This window comes from Hahella sp. CR1, assembly GCF_029813005.1.
Classification (GTDB): domain Bacteria; phylum Pseudomonadota; class Gammaproteobacteria; order Pseudomonadales; family Oleiphilaceae; genus Hahella.
On record NZ_JAPELK010000008.1, the window covers coordinates 43,176 to 58,762 of the forward strand.

The 15,587-nt window shown below is 56.6% G+C and carries 13 protein-coding genes; 10 read left to right on the top strand and 3 right to left on the bottom strand.

Going from position 1 to position 15,587, the window contains the following annotated elements:
* Nucleotides 1–323 precede the first annotated feature (323 nt).
* From ONV78_RS19180 to ONV78_RS19210, 7 genes are all read left to right on the top strand, one after another.
* Entirely contained in the window at nucleotides 324–1,904 is a 1,581-nt protein-coding gene (locus ONV78_RS19180) for an ABC transporter ATP-binding protein (protein ID WP_279505569.1), read from the top strand.
* Nucleotides 1,905–1,954: 50 nt separating this feature from the next.
* Nucleotides 1,955–3,091: an ABC transporter permease gene (locus ONV78_RS19185; RefSeq protein ID WP_279505570.1), complete on the top strand. Its 1,137-nt coding sequence runs from the start codon at nucleotides 1,955–1,957 to the stop codon at nucleotides 3,089–3,091.
* Between the two features lie 12 nt (nucleotides 3,092–3,103).
* Nucleotides 3,104–4,030 carry an ABC transporter permease gene (locus ONV78_RS19190; protein ID WP_216737924.1) on the top strand — a complete coding sequence of 309 codons (927 nt, stop codon included), beginning with the start codon at nucleotides 3,104–3,106 and terminating at the stop codon, nucleotides 4,028–4,030.
* A gap of 101 nt (nucleotides 4,031–4,131) precedes the next feature.
* Nucleotides 4,132–5,229 carry a BMP family ABC transporter substrate-binding protein gene (locus tag ONV78_RS19195; RefSeq protein ID WP_279505573.1) on the top strand — a complete coding sequence of 366 codons (1,098 nt, stop codon included), beginning with the start codon at nucleotides 4,132–4,134 and terminating at the stop codon, nucleotides 5,227–5,229.
* 87 nt (nucleotides 5,230–5,316) lie between these two features.
* A complete protein-coding gene (locus ONV78_RS19200; RefSeq protein WP_279505574.1) occupies nucleotides 5,317–6,678 on the top strand; it encodes an 8-oxoguanine deaminase in 1,362 nt (453 codons plus the stop codon).
* Nucleotides 6,679–6,794: 116 nt separating this feature from the next.
* Nucleotides 6,795–7,436, top strand: a complete 642-nt coding sequence (locus tag ONV78_RS19205; RefSeq protein WP_216737921.1) for a TetR/AcrR family transcriptional regulator — start codon at nucleotides 6,795–6,797, stop codon at nucleotides 7,434–7,436.
* A gap of 147 nt (nucleotides 7,437–7,583) precedes the next feature.
* The gene (locus ONV78_RS19210) at nucleotides 7,584–8,126 is read left to right on the top strand and encodes a hypothetical protein (protein ID WP_279505575.1); all 543 of its coding nucleotides are present in this window, start codon (nucleotides 7,584–7,586) and stop codon (nucleotides 8,124–8,126) included.
* A 34-nt stretch (nucleotides 8,127–8,160) separates the two neighbouring features.
* Here the strand turns inward: ONV78_RS19210 and ONV78_RS19215 are convergent, their stop codons facing one another.
* On the bottom strand, nucleotides 8,161–8,496 hold the full coding sequence (locus ONV78_RS19215) for a YkgJ family cysteine cluster protein (RefSeq protein WP_279505577.1): 336 nt from the start codon (nucleotides 8,494–8,496) through the stop codon (nucleotides 8,161–8,163).
* A gap of 381 nt (nucleotides 8,497–8,877) precedes the next feature.
* On the opposite strand from ONV78_RS19215, the gene ONV78_RS19220 reads away from it, so the two are divergent.
* Complete coding sequence (locus ONV78_RS19220; RefSeq protein ID WP_279505579.1) at nucleotides 8,878–10,422, top strand: hypothetical protein; 1,545 nt, start codon at nucleotides 8,878–8,880, stop codon at nucleotides 10,420–10,422.
* Between the two features lie 83 nt (nucleotides 10,423–10,505).
* Nucleotides 10,506–11,795, top strand: coding sequence for a hypothetical protein (locus ONV78_RS19225; RefSeq protein WP_279505581.1), 1,290 nt, complete (start codon nucleotides 10,506–10,508; stop codon nucleotides 11,793–11,795).
* A gap of 22 nt (nucleotides 11,796–11,817) precedes the next feature.
* On the opposite strand, the gene ONV78_RS19230 is transcribed toward ONV78_RS19225, so the two are convergent.
* Entirely contained in the window at nucleotides 11,818–12,888 is a 1,071-nt protein-coding gene (locus ONV78_RS19230) for a phospholipase A (protein WP_279505586.1), read from the bottom strand.
* A 198-nt stretch (nucleotides 12,889–13,086) separates the two neighbouring features.
* On the opposite strand from ONV78_RS19230, the gene ONV78_RS19235 reads away from it, so the two are divergent.
* A complete protein-coding gene (locus ONV78_RS19235; protein WP_216737915.1) occupies nucleotides 13,087–14,457 on the top strand; it encodes a DegQ family serine endoprotease in 1,371 nt (456 codons plus the stop codon).
* Between the two features lie 69 nt (nucleotides 14,458–14,526).
* Here ONV78_RS19235 and ONV78_RS19240 read toward each other — a convergent pair whose 3' ends face one another.
* Complete coding sequence (locus ONV78_RS19240) at nucleotides 14,527–15,357, bottom strand: hypothetical protein (RefSeq protein WP_279505588.1); 831 nt, start codon at nucleotides 15,355–15,357, stop codon at nucleotides 14,527–14,529.
* Nucleotides 15,358–15,587: the final 230 nt, after the last annotated feature.

Genomic DNA, 15,587 nt, shown 5'->3' on the forward strand with positions numbered 1-15,587 from the left:
AAATCCGGTCAACCTATAGTTCAAGTCAGATCTGATCGAACATTAGGCGGAATTTAACGTCGATGTAAGGTTAGCAAATGTTTTGCCAAAGTTGATCAACTGGTCAATAAATAAAAAACTGACCAGTTGGCCAAAAATTTGCATTCGGAATGAACGCAAACCGGCATAAGGCGGTCTGAACCCACTGAAATAGCGGGTTCGGGCGGTTGAAATTGCCGGGGTTTATGTTGATGATGCGGCCCCTGTTTGACCTGGCCGGCGTCAAACCCCGGAGCCGGACAGAATAAAAACAGCAAAAATGTTCCAAAGAGGCTTGGCAGCGCATGACTATCGATATTGATCTTCCTCCGCCGAGTAAGGACTACCGGCTGCAGTTACAGGGAATCACCAAGCAGTATCCTGGCTGCCTGGCTAATGATCGCGCACATCTCAATATCCGTCCTGGCGAAGTGCACGCCCTTCTCGGCGAGAACGGGGCCGGCAAAAGCACTTTGATGAAAATTATCTACGGGGTTACCTGGCCTGACGCCGGCGTCATTTACTGGGAAGGAGAGCCAGTGGAGATCGCTGATCCGGCCGCGGCGCGCAGACTGGGCATCGGTATGGTGTTCCAGCACTTCTCTTTATTCGAAACGCTTACGGTCGCTGAGAACATTTCTCTCAGTCTGCCCAAAGAGCAGGTGCGCGACCGCGCGGCTTTGTCCCGTCGCATCAGTGAGGTCTCCGACAAATACGGTATGGCGCTGAACCCGGATCGTCTGGTGCATACCTTATCTATCGGCGAACGTCAGCGGGTCGAGATCGTGCGCTGTCTGCTACAGGATATCAAGCTGCTGATCCTGGATGAACCGACCTCAGTATTAACGCCTCAAGAAGTCGACCAGTTATTCGCCACTCTGCGGCAACTGTCCCAGGAAGGCTGCAGCATTCTATTTATAAGCCACAAACTGAATGAAGTGCGCGCCCTGTGCGACAGCGCCACTATTTTACGGGCGGGCAGAGTCAGCGGTCATTGCGTTCCGGCGGAAGAGACCAATCACAGCATTGCCCGCCTGATGGTGGGCGACGATACGCCGGTGCATGCGGAGCATGAGAAGACGACCGGCGGCGAAGACTATCTAATTGTAGAGAATCTGTCGGTGAAGACGGACGATCCTTTCGGCGTCAACCTGGAGTCCCTCAGCTTCACCGTGAAAGCCGGTGAAATTCTTGGTGTGGCGGGTGTGGCCGGCAACGGACAGGAAGAGCTGTTGGCGGCGCTGAGCGGGGAAACGGTGGTTCTGGATTCCCCCGCAGCGATTCGCCTGCTGACGCAACCGGTGGCGGCGATGACGTCTGGACAGCGCCGTAAACTGGGAGTGGGCTTTGTGCCGGAAGAGCGGCTTGGCCGCGGCGCCGTGCCGGATATGAGCCTGAAAGAGAACGGACTGTTGACCGGCTATTTTCAGGGACTGACCAAGGCCGGCCTGATCAGCATGCCGGCGGTGCGCAAATTCGCTGAAACCGTGCGCACCCGTTTCAATGTCAAAGCGCCCAACACAGAAACCCATGCTAAGTGCCTCTCCGGGGGCAACCTGCAAAAATTCATCATTGGCCGCGAAATCCTGCAGAATCCTAAGCTTCTGATCGCCGCGCACCCGACCTGGGGCGTGGATGTGGGCGCCGCACTGGCGATTCACAAAGCGTTGATCGAACTGCGCGACCGTGGCGCTGCTATTCTGGTGGTGTCGGAAGACCTGGACGAGTTGTTCGCCATCAGCGACCGCATATGCGCTCTGTACGTGGGCAAGATCTCGCCGATTAAAGAGACCAGGGAGACAACCATCGCTGAAGTCGGGGGTTGGATGGGCGGCGACTTTCTGGAGTCGTCGCAGCCCGCGCCGCAACAAGCAGTGGGAGCCTGAAGGATGAGAGAGCATAACGAAGCAGACGTGTTAGCGAAGGGGGCCGGGCAATGATTTTTAAACTGGAGCGTCGCGTAGACGACTCCCGCTGGATGGCGTATCTCTCTCCCATACTGGCGGGAACATTGACGCTGATTGCCGGCTCCATCTTGTTTTGGGCGTTGGGTAAAGACCCGCTGCAAACTTTATATACCTTCTTTATAGCGCCGGTATCGGACTTGTACGGCTGGACCGAGCTGGGGGTGAAAGCTGCGCCGATTATGCTGTGCGCACTGGGTTTGGCGGTATGTTACCGGGGTAAAGTCTGGAATATCGGGGCGGAAGGACAACTCTTGTTCGGCGCGCTGGTCGGCGGCGGCGTAGCGCTGCAGTTTCTGGAAAGTGACTCTGCATTCGCTCTGCCGCTGGTGTTGGTGGCGGGCGCGCTGGCGGGCATGGCGTGGGCGGCGATTCCCGCCCTGTTGAAAACCCATTTCAACACCAATGAAATACTCACCACCATCATGCTGAACTATATCGCCCTGAATTTGCTTCTGTTTAGCGTGCATGGACCTCTCAAAGATCCTGGCGGTTTCAATTTTCCTGAGTCCGCCCTCTTCACTGAAGCCGTGACTTTGCCGTTGTTGCTGGAAGACAGCCGCATGCATATCGGCATCCTGTTCGCGTTGTTCGCTCTGGTGGCGGTGTGGGTGTTGCTGAGCAAGACCTTCGTTGGATTTCAGATCAAAGTGCTGGGGCTGGATACCCGCGCGGCTCACTTTGCCGGGTTTAAAGAGCGTCGTCTGGTGTGGCTGGCGCTGTTATTGAGCGGCGCTTTGGCCGGGCTGGCAGGCGTATGCGAAGTGACGGGGCCCATTGGGCAACTGGTGCCGCAGGTGTCGCCGGGCTACGGCTACGCGGCGATTATCGTCGCCTTTCTGGGACGTTTGCATCCAGTAGGCATTCTGCTGTCGAGCATGTTGATGGCGTTGATCTACATCGGCGGCGAGCTGGTGCAGATTGAGCTGAACCTGCCATTGGCGCTGACAGGCCTGTTCCAGGGCATGTTGCTGTTTTTCCTGCTGGCCTGTGACGTGCTGATCGCCTATCGCATCCGCCTGAGTCCGCGTTTTAGCGTCCTGCGCAAGCCATCGTCCGCGGCCCTGGTGAATGGCGCAGACGCAAACCTTTCCACGCATTCACAATAACGGGGCGTCGTCATGGATTATGATCTGATAGTCAACATTCTGTACGCCACCGTGCGCACGGGCACGCCGCTGATACTTGTCGCGCTGGGCGAGCTGGTGTGTGAGAAGTCCGGCGTGCTCAACCTGGGGCAGGAAGGCATGATGCTGATGGGAGCGGTGATTGGCTTCATCGCTGCATTGGAGACCGGCAATTTGTGGCTGGGCGTCACCTTCGCCATGGCGGCGGGGCTGATGATGTCTCTGTTATTCGGCTTTATTGCGCTTAACTTAAGCGCCAATCAGGTCGCCACGGGTCTGGCATTGACCATTTTCGGAACCGGGCTCAGCGCATTTGTCGGCAGCGACTATGTCGGCACGCCGCTGGTTGGCATCGAGCCCTGGCATATTCCTTTACTTTCCGACATTCCTTTCGTTGGTCGCATTCTGTTCAGCCATGATCCGCTGGTCTATCTTTCATTCGGGCTGTTTGTCGGCGTTTACCTGTTTTTGAACCGGTCCCATGCCGGACTGGCGCTGAAAGCAGTAGGTGAATCGCCACAATCCGCCAAGGCGACGGGTCTGCCGGTGTTCAAGATTCGCTATCTGGCGGTGATGTTCGGCGGGGCTATGGCGGGACTGGCGGGCGCCTATTTATCGCTGGCCTACACCCCGTTGTGGGCGGAGAACATGACCGCCGGACGCGGCTGGATTGCGCTGGCGCTGGTGGTGTTCGCCAGTTGGAAAGCCGAGCGGGTATTGCTGGGGGCCTATTTGTTTGGCGCTTTCAGCATCATGCATCTGGTCGCGCAGGGGCTGGGCTTTTCGGTGTCGCCGAATTTGTTGGCGATCATGCCGTACCTGGCGACTATTGTGGTGCTGGTAATGCTGTCCTCGGATAAAGCCAGGGTGAAACTCTACGCTCCGGTATCGCTGGGCAAACCGTTTCATCCGGCGGACTAACGATCGATTGATTACGCGCCAGGCCCGGACGGCCTGGGTCAGGCGGTGCGCAAGGAGCTGCGGATAACTCAAAAACTATCCTGCTGAAGGGGTTACATTGTATGAAGCAAGAAAAGAAATCGTTGGCGCAGCGCTTCGCCAAAGCCGCAGGCGTCGCACTGGCGCTGTTTATGTCGGCGCAGTCGGTGACCGCGGCGGAGCCGGTCAAGGTCGGTTTTGTCTATGTCGGTCCCACCGGCGACGCGGGCTGGACGTATTCTCACGACAAAGCGCGCAAGTACGTTGAAGAGCAGCTCGGCGATAAAGTGAAAACCACCTATGTTGAGAGCGTGGCGGAAGGCGCGGACGCAGAGCGCGTAATTCGTCAGTTGGCCAAGTCCGGCAACGATCTGATTTTCACCACTTCTTTCGGCTACATGAACCCGACCCTGAAAGTGGCCAAACAGTTTCCCAAAGTGAAATTCGAACACGCCAGCGGTTACAAGCGTGCGAAGAATGTAGGGACTTACTTCGACCGTATTTATGAAGGCCGTTACCTGACCGGCGTTATCGCCGGCAAAATGACCAAGTCCAATATCATCGGCTATGTCGGTTCCTTCCCGATTCCTGAAGTGGTGCGCGGCATCGACGCTTTCACCCAAGGCCTGCGCAGCGTCAACCCGAAAGCGGTGGTGAAAGTGGTTTGGGTCAGCTCCTGGTACGATCCGGCGAAAGAACGGGAAGCGGCGGAAACTCTGATTCTGCAAGGCGCGGACATCATTAACCAGCACACGGATTCCCCTGGGCCTATCCAGGCGGCGCAAGCTAAAGGCGTGTACGCGTTTGGTTATCACTCCGACATGTCTCTGTACGGCAAAGACGCGCATCTGACTGCGGCGACCCACAATTGGGGGCCGGTCTATCTGGAGAAAGTGAAATCTGTGATGGACGGCTCCTGGACCTCCACAGACTTCTGGGGCGGTCTGGCGAGCGGCGCGACGGCGCTGGCGCCTTTGAATCCGGCGATTCCAGAAGACGTCGTCAAACTGGTGGAAGAGCGTAAGCAGGCGATCATCGACGGCAAACTGCACCCCTTCCAGGGACCGGTCAAAGATCAAAGCGGCGCAGTCAAAGTGCCTGCCGGCGATGTGATGAGCGATGAGGATCTGCTCTCCCTGAACTGGTATGTGGAAGGCGTGGAAGGAGAGCTTCCCAAGTAGGCGCCCGTCCTGCTTTAACTTATGATGGCCCCGGCGCCGGTATTTCCGGCGTCTGGTAATTAGGGCGATCAAAATACGGGTGATCTGATGACGACTCTCTGGATAAAGAATCCGCTGGCGATATACGGTCAGGAAGCGAACTGCGACGCTGGCGGAGGCGTGGTGACGCGCGGCTCGCAAATCGTTGAGCTGGTGGCCGCTGGCGGCGCGCCTTCTACTCCTTATGACGAAACCTTCGACGCGTCGCAGCATTTATTGCTGCCGGGCTTGATCAACACCCATCATCATTTCTATCAGACCTTGACGAGGGCGTTGCCTGACGCCTTGAACAAGCCCTTGTTCCCCTGGCTGCAGAGCCTGTACAAAGTGTGGGCGCACCTGGATGCGGACATGGTGCGTCTGGCCACGGAGATGGCGTCAGCGGAACTCCTGTTGTCAGGCTGCTCCACGGCGGCGGATCATCACTATCTGTTTCCCATGCAGATCGACAACGCCATTGATATTCAGGCGGAAGCGGTGCGCAAGATGGGCATCCGTGCGGTATTGACGCGGGGCTCCATGAGTCTTGGCGAAAAAGACGGCGGCCTGCCGCCCCAGTCAGTGGTGCAGGACGAGCAGTCGATCCTGGATGACAGCCTGCGCCTTATCCGCGCCTATCATGACGCCAATGACGGCTCCATGCTGCAGATCGCCCTGGCGCCTTGCTCGCCATTCTCCGTAACTCGTGAACTCATGCAGGAAACCAATCATCTGGCCTCCCGGGAAGGCGTTTTGCTGCACACCCATCTGGCGGAAACCGAGGATGAAAATGACTTCTGCATACGGGTATATGGGGTGCGGCCGGTAGAGTATCTGGCGGAAGTGGGCTGGATGCACGAAGGCGTCTGGCTGGCCCACGGCATTCACTTCACCGACGAAGAAATGGACGAACTCGGGCGGCGCGGCGTGGGCGTGGCGCATTGTCCCAGCTCCAATATGCTGCTTGGCTCCGGCGTATGTCAGACGCTGGACCTGCAACAACGAGGAGCGCCCGTGGGGTTGGCGGTGGACGGCTCCGCCTCCAATGATTGCTCCAACATGATTCAGGAAGTGCGTCAGGCGCTGTTAATACAGCGCTTACGTTATGCGCCGGGCCAGATTACCCATCAATGGGCGCTGGACCTGGCCACCAAGGGCTCGGCGAAGCTGCTCAAGCGTCCTGAACTGGGCGTGCTGGGCGTTGGGAAGCAGGCGGACCTGGCGCTATTCAAGCTGGACGAGAACCGCTTTTCCGGCTCCGGCGACCCCTTGGCGGCGTTGGTGCTGTGTGGCGCCCATCAAGCGGATGCAGTGATGGTGGCCGGGCGTTGGCGCGTCAAAAACAGTGAACTTATGGATGTGGATATGGCTCGATTGCGTGCGGAACATACCGCTGCGGCGCTGCGTTTGCGCCAAGCCGCTTGCAGTTGACGCCATAACATGAACAATACGTTAATTCAGTGAGTTAACCGTGGGCGTCGTCGCCGTTGTCGCGGCGGCCCGCGAACTGTTCACCCATTAAGCAGCAGGGGATGGTTAGGGCGACTATGGTATTGAAAACAAACCGTGTGGAGAATCCGGGCCGTATCAGGCAAAAGAATGAAATGCTTATCCTGCGGGCGGCGGAAATTGAATTCGCCCGCCACGGTTTCAAGGGCGCGACAGTTCAGCAGATTGCCGACACAGCGGGGCTGCCCAAAGCCAATGTTCATTATTACTTCAAGAGCAAGCACGACCTTTATCTGGCGGTGTTGAGCGACATTGTCGAACTCTGGAACTCCGCCTTTGACGCCATCCGCCCGGAAGACAGTCCGGCGGACGCCCTGGGACGTTATATCCGCTCCAAGGTGATGCTGGCGAAAACCCACCCACTGGCCTCCAAGATCTTCGCAACGGAGATAATCAGCGGGGCGCCCACGCTGGGCAAATACCTGAAATCCAATAACCGCCAATGGGTCAGGGAAAAATCGGCGGTGATTCAGTCCTGGATTGATCAGGGCAAAATTGATCCCATTTCCCCCGAGCACCTGATTTTCCTGATTTGGAGCGCCACCCAGCATTACGCGGACTTCAGCACCCAGATTGAAGCGGTGTTGGGACGTAAAAAGCTGACCTCCAAGGATTTCGATTTCGCGGCGGACAATCTCATTCGCATCATCTTGAAAGGCTGCGGCGTCCAAACTCCCTGACAGGACGTCAACGCGATAAATTATCCGCTTTCCAGGAACTTTCTTCTTTCACCGGAGTCTAACCACGGCAGACGTGGTTAAGGCTCTGGGCCTTGCGTCCGGGCCGGTTTCCTCAGTTGATCATCGTAATCCCCGGGGAGAACCTGTATGAAGATACTGCTGTCCTTAATGCTGGCGCTGTTTCCTGCGCTGGCTTCTGCGCAATTGGGCCCTCAGTCGGACTGGGGTGATATCTATCGGAACCGTTTCTATTCGCCGGATATGCCGGTAGTGACCTTTCACGCCAAATCTTCGAATGGCGTGGGCTCAAAGTTAATATTCGCCAAAGTGAACGAAGTCAGCCGTTTTGTCGGGGCGGACGGCGTCGAGTATCTGTATGGCGGGACCGCCGAAATCTGCAATAGCTATGCAGTGACCGGCAGCCTGAGCGACAGCGACCGGGTTTGTCTGTCGACGGAGACAGTAGAGCTGGTGCGGCCGCGCGCCTACCAGTTTGAGTTTTGCATTTTTCGCACCGATGGCGATTGCGCCAGCTATGCGACATCCGACAAGCAATACCCACTGACCTATGATGTAGCCGTCTACCGGAGGCTGAGTGAAAGCGACGCCTTTCACAGCGGCGCGCCGCCGGCATTCACCAAGCGCGTGCAGGTGCTGGAGTGCGCGGATTGCGCCGGTCGACTACGCTAAGGCTCGATTCCAGAGCGATGTGCGGCCGCCTCGTTCAGGCGGCCCGCCAGTCGGGAAAGTCCAAAGGCAAGCCGTGCTTCGCCCTGGCTTTCAGGCAGCCCTCTGAGCCGGCTTCGAACTCTCGGCAGGGAGAAGGCCTTTGATCATAGATAGAGCAAGTCGTATAGCCGCCGATATCACCGCATAACGCGCGACAACGGGGCTGCGGCTGATTGGTGCCAGCCATCACACTACGCCAGGGATTCAGCTTCTCGGTAAATTCCAGCGGTACTACGCCGCCGGACTCAGCATCTGCCTCAGCCCAATAAAAAGACACGCGAAAACTGGCGCAACAGGCGCCACAGGACAAACAGGGGTTGTCCACACTCATTGCCACACACTCCGTGCACAACAACCAGCGCTAACTCTGGATGGTTTGATAGATGAATCTGCTTGGGCGACGACCGGGAAATCGGCATGGAAACCGTTTGGTCGCCGTAAATCGGAGGCCATTATCTGTTCAATTCCGCATTTTGGCAATATAGTCAGTAGATAGCGGTATAAACTGAAGGAGGAGGCACGCGACTCCAGCTCGGGCATTCGGCCTAAGTGCAAGGCGGGATTACTATTTTTTTAGGATTATGCACAATCACACACCGGCTGAAGCCCGCCGTTAAGAGATCGCTGTTCGCTTGACGGTTAGGGGAAGACCGAGCAAATGGAAGTAAAGTGTAAATCGGGTCATCAACAGGAATGGCAATGAGAGTTTTTCATGGTTGGCGCTTTGAATAATCATTGGTGGTCGGCGCTTATCCTTTTCATGTTCACTTCGCCCCTGGCGGCGGCGCCTTCTGTTTCTCCCTATGGCCACAAAGGCGAGATCTCTGGGGAACATCAAGACAAAGACGGCTTGCGTCCCATGGCGTATTCTCTGCGCTGGGAGCTGTATCCATTGTTGAGCGGCCCCGCCGTGAGCGGCTCCATCAAGTGGAAGGCGCAACCCGGGCTCGTTGACACAGAGTTGGGCGCCGGTATTCAGGGCGACAGCATTCCGCCAGAGGTCGCCGCCACTATCCTGCCTTACGACATGACCGTCTACCTGTGCGGACCCAGCAATGCTTTCAAACAGCCGGTGTGTATTGATGTGGACCCTGGCATGGCGAAACCGGGCGGCGGCGACTGGTCGCTTTCGTTGCCTCGCCAGCTTGACTGGAGCAATCTGTTTTGGACGCCCGACGAAGACGGCCGCCTCTGGCTGACGGAGGAGCAGGCCAAAGGCGTGGTGCGCAAAGGCTTCAAGCCGACCCGTGTGCGTATCGCCAAGATGAGTTGGGATTTGTCCGGTTTGCGCCGCTGGGCGGCGGAATTTTATCCATTTGAAGAAATTCGCACTCTGGAGACGCGCGTATTCAGCCAGCTCGACGTCATCGCGAGAGCACATCACTTATCTCTGTCTCCTATCCGCGCAAAGCTGGATGTCTATAAAAGCGCGCATACGCCGATTGTTTACCGGGATAAGCTGAAGGCGATTCTCGCCAGCTTTGACGCTGGTCTGTTGGACCCCATGCTGGAGCCGTCACACCGTGACGCGCTGACCCAACAGGCGCTGCGAGTGCGCTCTGACATGGCGCGAGAAGATGTCGCCCGCAGCAGAAGGGTGGCGGAGCTGGACAAACAGGCGCGCGCCCAGAAACTGGCGTGGGAGCAGGCGCTGTATCGGCGCGTATGGCGGGATGAAACTAATGAAGCGCTGCGACTACAGGCGCAGTATGACTATCTGCTGCAGCAAACGGAGCGCTTCGGCGTGAAGTCGCCGGATGCTTTCGGCTGTGAAGAATACCTGTTGGCGTTCGCGGAATCAGGTGAAGAAGAGCTGCGCGAGCGACTGGAATGTGTACAAGAATATGATGCCTACCTGCTCAACAAGCTGGCGCAAACGGAAGCATTGCTGGACCTGCACGACGCTACGGCGGCGAAAGGAAAATTGCGGGGTAAAATTGAAGAGGCGCACGGGCAAGTCGAGAAAGAAATCGCCGATAACTTACTGGCGATGGAGCAATATTATGACCGCCTGAGCCGGGATAAAGGCCAAAAAGACGCTTTCTCCGCACAGCGTAAAGCGGAGCAGGAGCGTTTGTTCCGTCATTGGCTGGAGAAATACGCGAAAGGAGCCCTGGCGCAGGCGGAGCAGTCATTGAATAACCTGCGCCGGGTGCTGATGGCGGGGGGGATGACCCCAGACGCCGCCCCGGACGATGCCGCCAAACGCGCCGATAAGAAACCCCCGCCCCCGACACTGTCCGGCGGAACCCTGTAATTCATGCGTCCTGCTTGGGACGCAACTACGATCAACGAGACCTTGTGCCGAACAAACAATAGGTGACGGCGGATTACGACGGAATGGAAAAAGCGCAGATCGAAGAATTTATAAAGTCCCGTGGGACGGTGGATGACATCCTGTCGCCGTCGGCCTGGCGGGCGTTTTGGACGCGCTTGCAGAATGAGCTGATCGGCAGGGCGATGAGCAACAACCGGGCGGCGGACTCGGAAGAGTTGCAGACGGCGATGGCGCAGGTGGAGACGGTCTGGCGCAAATTGGGCGAACAGCTGCAGGAGCGCCTGGGTGTCGTACTGCTTGATGCGCCAGGCGGACCGGACAAAGACAGCGGGATTCACGACGCCATTAACCAGGGAATAGTCGATAGCCTGTGCAGACAGGGGCTGGAGCTTAAGTTCTGGAACCTGCAGCTGAAAAAGTCTTCCCCCAAACCAAAGCCGCAACCGCAGCCATCGCCTTTTAAAACCGGCAATGGCGTCGTCGCTGAACCCAAAGCGATGAACCGGGCGGTGCGGGTCGTGCGCCCGGACGTTAAAAAAACGCTTACCTCTCACCTGCGCTCCCGGCGCTTTGTCTTCGCCGGCGTCGCTATCCTGGCGGCGATTGGCGTATTGGCGTTGCCATTCGGCTGGGTGACGCCGACGGCAATTTTATGGTGGCTGGCGTTCGCTGTATTTTGCGTGGCCGGCGTCATCCTTCCCAACCTGTACGGTCGTCGCACCACGCAGTTTTTCATCGTATTCGCGGTGATCCTGGGCCTGATCGGATTGCTCGGCAAGGCGGCGGAAACGCCCCGCTGGCGGGGCCTCAAAACTGCTATCGTCACCGTCACCTATCCTGCTTATAACCTGTTGGGACTGCACAAAGTCATCGATATCAGCTCCGTGCGTCAGTTGATGGTGGACGGGCGCACGCATATCAGCGTCGATAAGCGTCTTTATGATGAAGTCGTCGGCCAGGGCGAGCTGGTGGTGGAAGTGGATAATCAAAGTCCCTGGCGGCTGTCTCCGAGGGGGCTGCGCGTCTTTGCGCCGGAGCAAGGCTGGCTGCGCCTGAGGGCGTTCGGCCTGGACGCGCCAGGATTGTGGCGGGGAGAACCGGTAGCGCCATACAGTCGTGGTGAATGGCGCCTGCTTATCCCTTCGTCGGGAGAAAGCGCCGCTGCGCTGACGCAGGCCGGTTTGCAGGATAACGCCTCTCTTACAGAGGCGCAGAATGCCTTGGAGTCACTACGCGGTCTGGCTCGTTATGGCGAGGACTTGTCGCTTGCTCTGGAGCCTCAATATCAGATTTCCTATTATGATCGGCAGGCGGAACTGGAAAAAATGTTTGACCGCCTGCTCGCCAATTGACGGAACGCTGCGCAGCGCTTGATCAGAGCAGGTCCGTCAACAACACGCCGATGCCGATGCGCTCCACCGATGCGTTATAGTCCATCAGGTTTTCGCCATAGCCGTTGAAGTACTGCACGTAACCGCGCAGCCGCTTCCATAATGGGAAGGTGAACCCCAATTCCACTGCGCCTTTGTTATCTTCGCGCAGGTTGTTGCGCAGCATGAGACTGGCTTCATAGTTATCCCAACGGTAGGCGGTGGTGAACTCGAAGTGTCCCATGTAGTCGTCGATATCGGGATTGTCGTCGCCTTTGGGATCGAGCTTGTCCTTTTTCTGGTCTTCCGGAATTCTCCACCAGGGCTTCAGACTGAAAACGAAGCGGCTATGCTCCCAGATGAAGTTGGCGTAGATGCGGTTCCAGCTCCGCGACAGGGGCTGCGAGCGACCGTTGGACTGGTGGCTGAAGCCCACCGCCAGCAGACTGAAATCCGCGGTGGAAAAGGTCCAGTCCACTGGCGCGATCCAGAACACTTCCGGCTCATAGTTGGTCTCCCTAAATGGCGCGGAATAATCGTGGTTATACACCTGCCAGAAGGACTTGAGGGTTACGCCGAAAAATATGGCGTCTGAGTCGATGAAGGTTTCCTGCGCCAGCGGCACTTTCAGGCTGATCTGAAACTTGGCCTCCAGGTTGTCCAGTTCCGCCTCCTCCCCAAGGTCGTAAGCCTCGCGTAACGGTTCGCTGTTGGGGTTTTTCAGGTAAGACACCGGCATCAGGTAGTTGCGCAGGTGCGGCGTGATCACGCTGCGGCTGTTGCTGGAAAGCTGCTCCCGCATAATGCGCTCGGCGATAACGCTTTCTCCATTTTTCACCGCGGGGCTTGCGTTTTCAGGAATTTTGGGGATTTCTATGCCGCAATGGCTCTTCAGCTCGTCGATAGTCATATCGCCTGGGCCCTGGGTCAGCGCTTTGAACACGCAGGTTTCGGTCTCATCCTGATCTTTTTCTTGCAACTGAGCCTGCGCGGGCAGGGCGTTGACGCCCAGCGCCAAGGCGCAGCAAAAGGTAATAGTGTTCAGTCCATTAGGCGCTGATTTAGAAAATTTCATACTCTGGTAATATCCGCGTTGGGCAGGTTATGGAAGCATACGTGACAGAGAGCCGCGATTGTAAATCTAACCTGGATTTATGACAAAACCGCTCCCATCTCATAGGACGTTATAACTAAGGAAATTTTCAAACGCGCTGTCAGGTCGTGAAGCATGCGTTCGTCGTCGGCCCGTCTGCGCCCAGCGGAGGAATGATACATGTTGATGGGTAAAACCCTGAGTGGATTGAGATTATGTGTACTGGCCGTCAGTGTCGGCTGGGCGGCCTCCAGCGCCGCCGCGCTGCCTTTGGCCGACTCACAGGGGCAGCCCTTGCCCACCTTGGCGCCCATGCTCAAGGAAGTGAACCCCGCTGTCGTCAACATTGCGACCTACGCCAAGCAGGAATCCTACAGCCCTTTAATGCAGGACCCTTTCTTTCGTCACTTCTTCAATATTCCAGACAACCGTCGGCCTCGTGAGCAGCGGCGTCAGCAAAGCGCCGGCTCCGGAGTGATCGTCGACAAAGATAACGGCACGGTGGTGACCAACTACCACGTCATCAAAGGCGCGGACGAGGTGCATGTGTCGTTGACGGACGGCCGCACCCTGAAGGCGGAAGTGCTGGGCGGCGATCCTGACGCCGATATCGCCGTTCTGAAAATTGCAGCGGACGACCTGAGCGAAGTGAAAATGGCGGACTCAGACAGACTGGAGGTCGGTGATTTCGTGGTTGCAATCGGCAACCCTTTCGCACTGGGCCAGACCGTCACCACCGGCGTTGTCAGCGCATTGGGACGTACAGGACTTGGCATCGAAGGCTATGAAGACTTTATTCAGACCGACGCCTCCATCAACCCCGGCAACTCTGGCGGCGCCCTGGTCAACCTGCGCGGCGAGCTGATCGGCATCAACACCGCTATTCTGGCTCCTACCGGCGGCAATGTCGGCATCGGATTCGCGATTCCTGTCAATATGGCCAAGGCCAGTATCGATCAGATCGTAGAGCACGGTGAAGTAAAACGCGGGCAATTGGGCGTGGGGATTCAGGACATCACCCCGGATCTGCGCCAGGCCTTTAAACTGCGTAACGGCCAGCGCGGCGTTCTGATCACCAGCGTCGCCAAGGATTCTGAGGCGGAGAAGGGCGGTTTGAAGACGGGAGATATCATTATCGCCGTTGACGACAAGCCCACCCGTAGCGCAGGCCATCTGCGCAGCCAGATCGGGCAACGCAAAATCGGCGATAAGCTGCGTGTGACTATTTTGCGCGAAGGCGATGAAGAGATCGTGAAAGTGACCTTGCAGGAGCCGCCCAATAGCATCGCTGGCGACACCCGTATCCACAAGCTGCTGGAAGGCGCTTCGTTTGAAGATAATCCAGACGGCTCCGGCGTGGTGGTGACCGGGTTGGCGCCCAACTCAAACGCCGCCTATAGCGGTCTGCGTCCGGGCGATGTCATCATCGGCGCTAATAATCGCCGGGTAAATTCTGTTGGCGACCTGCAAAAAGTAGTGGATGTTGGGGAGACCAAATTGCTCCTGCTGGTGCAGCGGGGCGGCGGCGCCTTTTATCTGGTGATTCGTTGATTTGATCATTAACAAGACGATGGTCGATACAAGTCGGCCGTCGTCTGCATGAGTCAGAGAATACGAGGTTCAGTATACTTTCATACTGTGAATGTGAAGTTTATAACCCCGATCATAACCCGATTCACTGACTTTCTTTTCCAACTCTGCGGATGCCTGTATGGCTACAGGCTCCTCTCTACCATCAATTGCGATTCGCCCGGAAATATTAAAGGTGCAGGCGTCGCCAGTGAACTTGGCGGCATGGGTAAGCGTATACACCTTACCGTCAGCGCCATAGGTCTCCGTCTTTCTATCAACGTTAGGCTCACTACCTTCTCTCCATTCCGTCGATACGGTGAAAGGCTTTTTACATACCGGCGCTGAGGCGTTCAACGATTCGGATTCCAGCACCAACCTCTCACCAACAGACTCTTTTTTGAGTAGGTCTAAATGCAGCGCCAGCCTGGGTTGTATTGCTGTGATTTTTTTATCCTCCACGTTGGTGCTGGATAAAGTCGTTGCATAATTAAACCCCTCAAAGAATAGATCTACTTCGAGTTCTCTCTGTAGGCTCTGGCTGGGTTGAAGGAATTTGCCTAGCAGTTTCGTCGCCACCGCCTGACAAACTTCTGACGTCTGCTCGCTCGTGTTGAGGCCATGCCCGAACGTAGTGGATTCTTCTGCAATGTTGAGTTGCAGAGGGTACCAGTCGAAGTCCCCATTCGACCAAGACTTTTGCGAGTAAGAGTGGCCGGAGAAATAATTAGCTGGGTATCCATTGCCCGACAGTGTTTTATAACCTGAAAGATCGCAATCTTGATAGGCGCTGGCGGGTGGCGTGGAGTCATTCGATCCACCGCCCCCGCAGGCCGTCAACAAGGCTAAAGGAAACAACAAACACAAAGATGAGTACTTCATTCAACAACTCCCTGGTTGAAAATCAATCGAGATAGGAAATGCGCCGCCAATCGAAATCGATTGACGATATATCTCAGCAATAAAAAGCATGTGTTTCAGATTATATAACTGGCGTAAAAAGGCAGGTCAGACTCCTTTCTGTACAAATAAAAATGGTCCTTGCGCTTGTATATAAAGCAATGCGGAGAGTGAGGCGAAAGTATAGGAATTCAGGACGACTAACAATCCTG

Excerpts from the sequence above, each read along its gene's own strand:
- ONV78_RS19195 (WP_279505573.1), top strand. The coding sequence starts at position 4,132 with ATGAAGCAAGAAAAGAAATCGTTGGCGCAGCGCTTCGCCAAAGCCGCA.
- ONV78_RS19205 (WP_216737921.1), top strand. The coding sequence starts at position 6,795 with ATGGTATTGAAAACAAACCGTGTGGAGAATCCGGGCCGTATCAGGCAA.
- ONV78_RS19200 (WP_279505574.1), top strand. The coding sequence starts at position 5,317 with ATGACGACTCTCTGGATAAAGAATCCGCTGGCGATATACGGTCAGGAA.
- ONV78_RS19230 (WP_279505586.1), bottom strand. The coding sequence starts at position 12,888 with ATGAAATTTTCTAAATCAGCGCCTAATGGACTGAACACTATTACCTTT.
- ONV78_RS19190 (WP_216737924.1), top strand. The coding sequence starts at position 3,104 with ATGGATTATGATCTGATAGTCAACATTCTGTACGCCACCGTGCGCACG.
- ONV78_RS19240 (WP_279505588.1), bottom strand. The coding sequence starts at position 15,357 with ATGAAGTACTCATCTTTGTGTTTGTTGTTTCCTTTAGCCTTGTTGACG.
- ONV78_RS19215 (WP_279505577.1), bottom strand. The coding sequence starts at position 8,496 with ATGAGTGTGGACAACCCCTGTTTGTCCTGTGGCGCCTGTTGCGCCAGT.
- ONV78_RS19235 (WP_216737915.1), top strand. The coding sequence starts at position 13,087 with ATGTTGATGGGTAAAACCCTGAGTGGATTGAGATTATGTGTACTGGCC.
- ONV78_RS19225 (WP_279505581.1), top strand. The coding sequence starts at position 10,506 with ATGGAAAAAGCGCAGATCGAAGAATTTATAAAGTCCCGTGGGACGGTG.
- ONV78_RS19220 (WP_279505579.1), top strand. The coding sequence starts at position 8,878 with ATGGTTGGCGCTTTGAATAATCATTGGTGGTCGGCGCTTATCCTTTTC.
- ONV78_RS19210 (WP_279505575.1), top strand. The coding sequence starts at position 7,584 with ATGAAGATACTGCTGTCCTTAATGCTGGCGCTGTTTCCTGCGCTGGCT.
- ONV78_RS19180 (WP_279505569.1), top strand. The coding sequence starts at position 324 with ATGACTATCGATATTGATCTTCCTCCGCCGAGTAAGGACTACCGGCTG.
- ONV78_RS19185 (WP_279505570.1), top strand. The coding sequence starts at position 1,955 with ATGATTTTTAAACTGGAGCGTCGCGTAGACGACTCCCGCTGGATGGCG.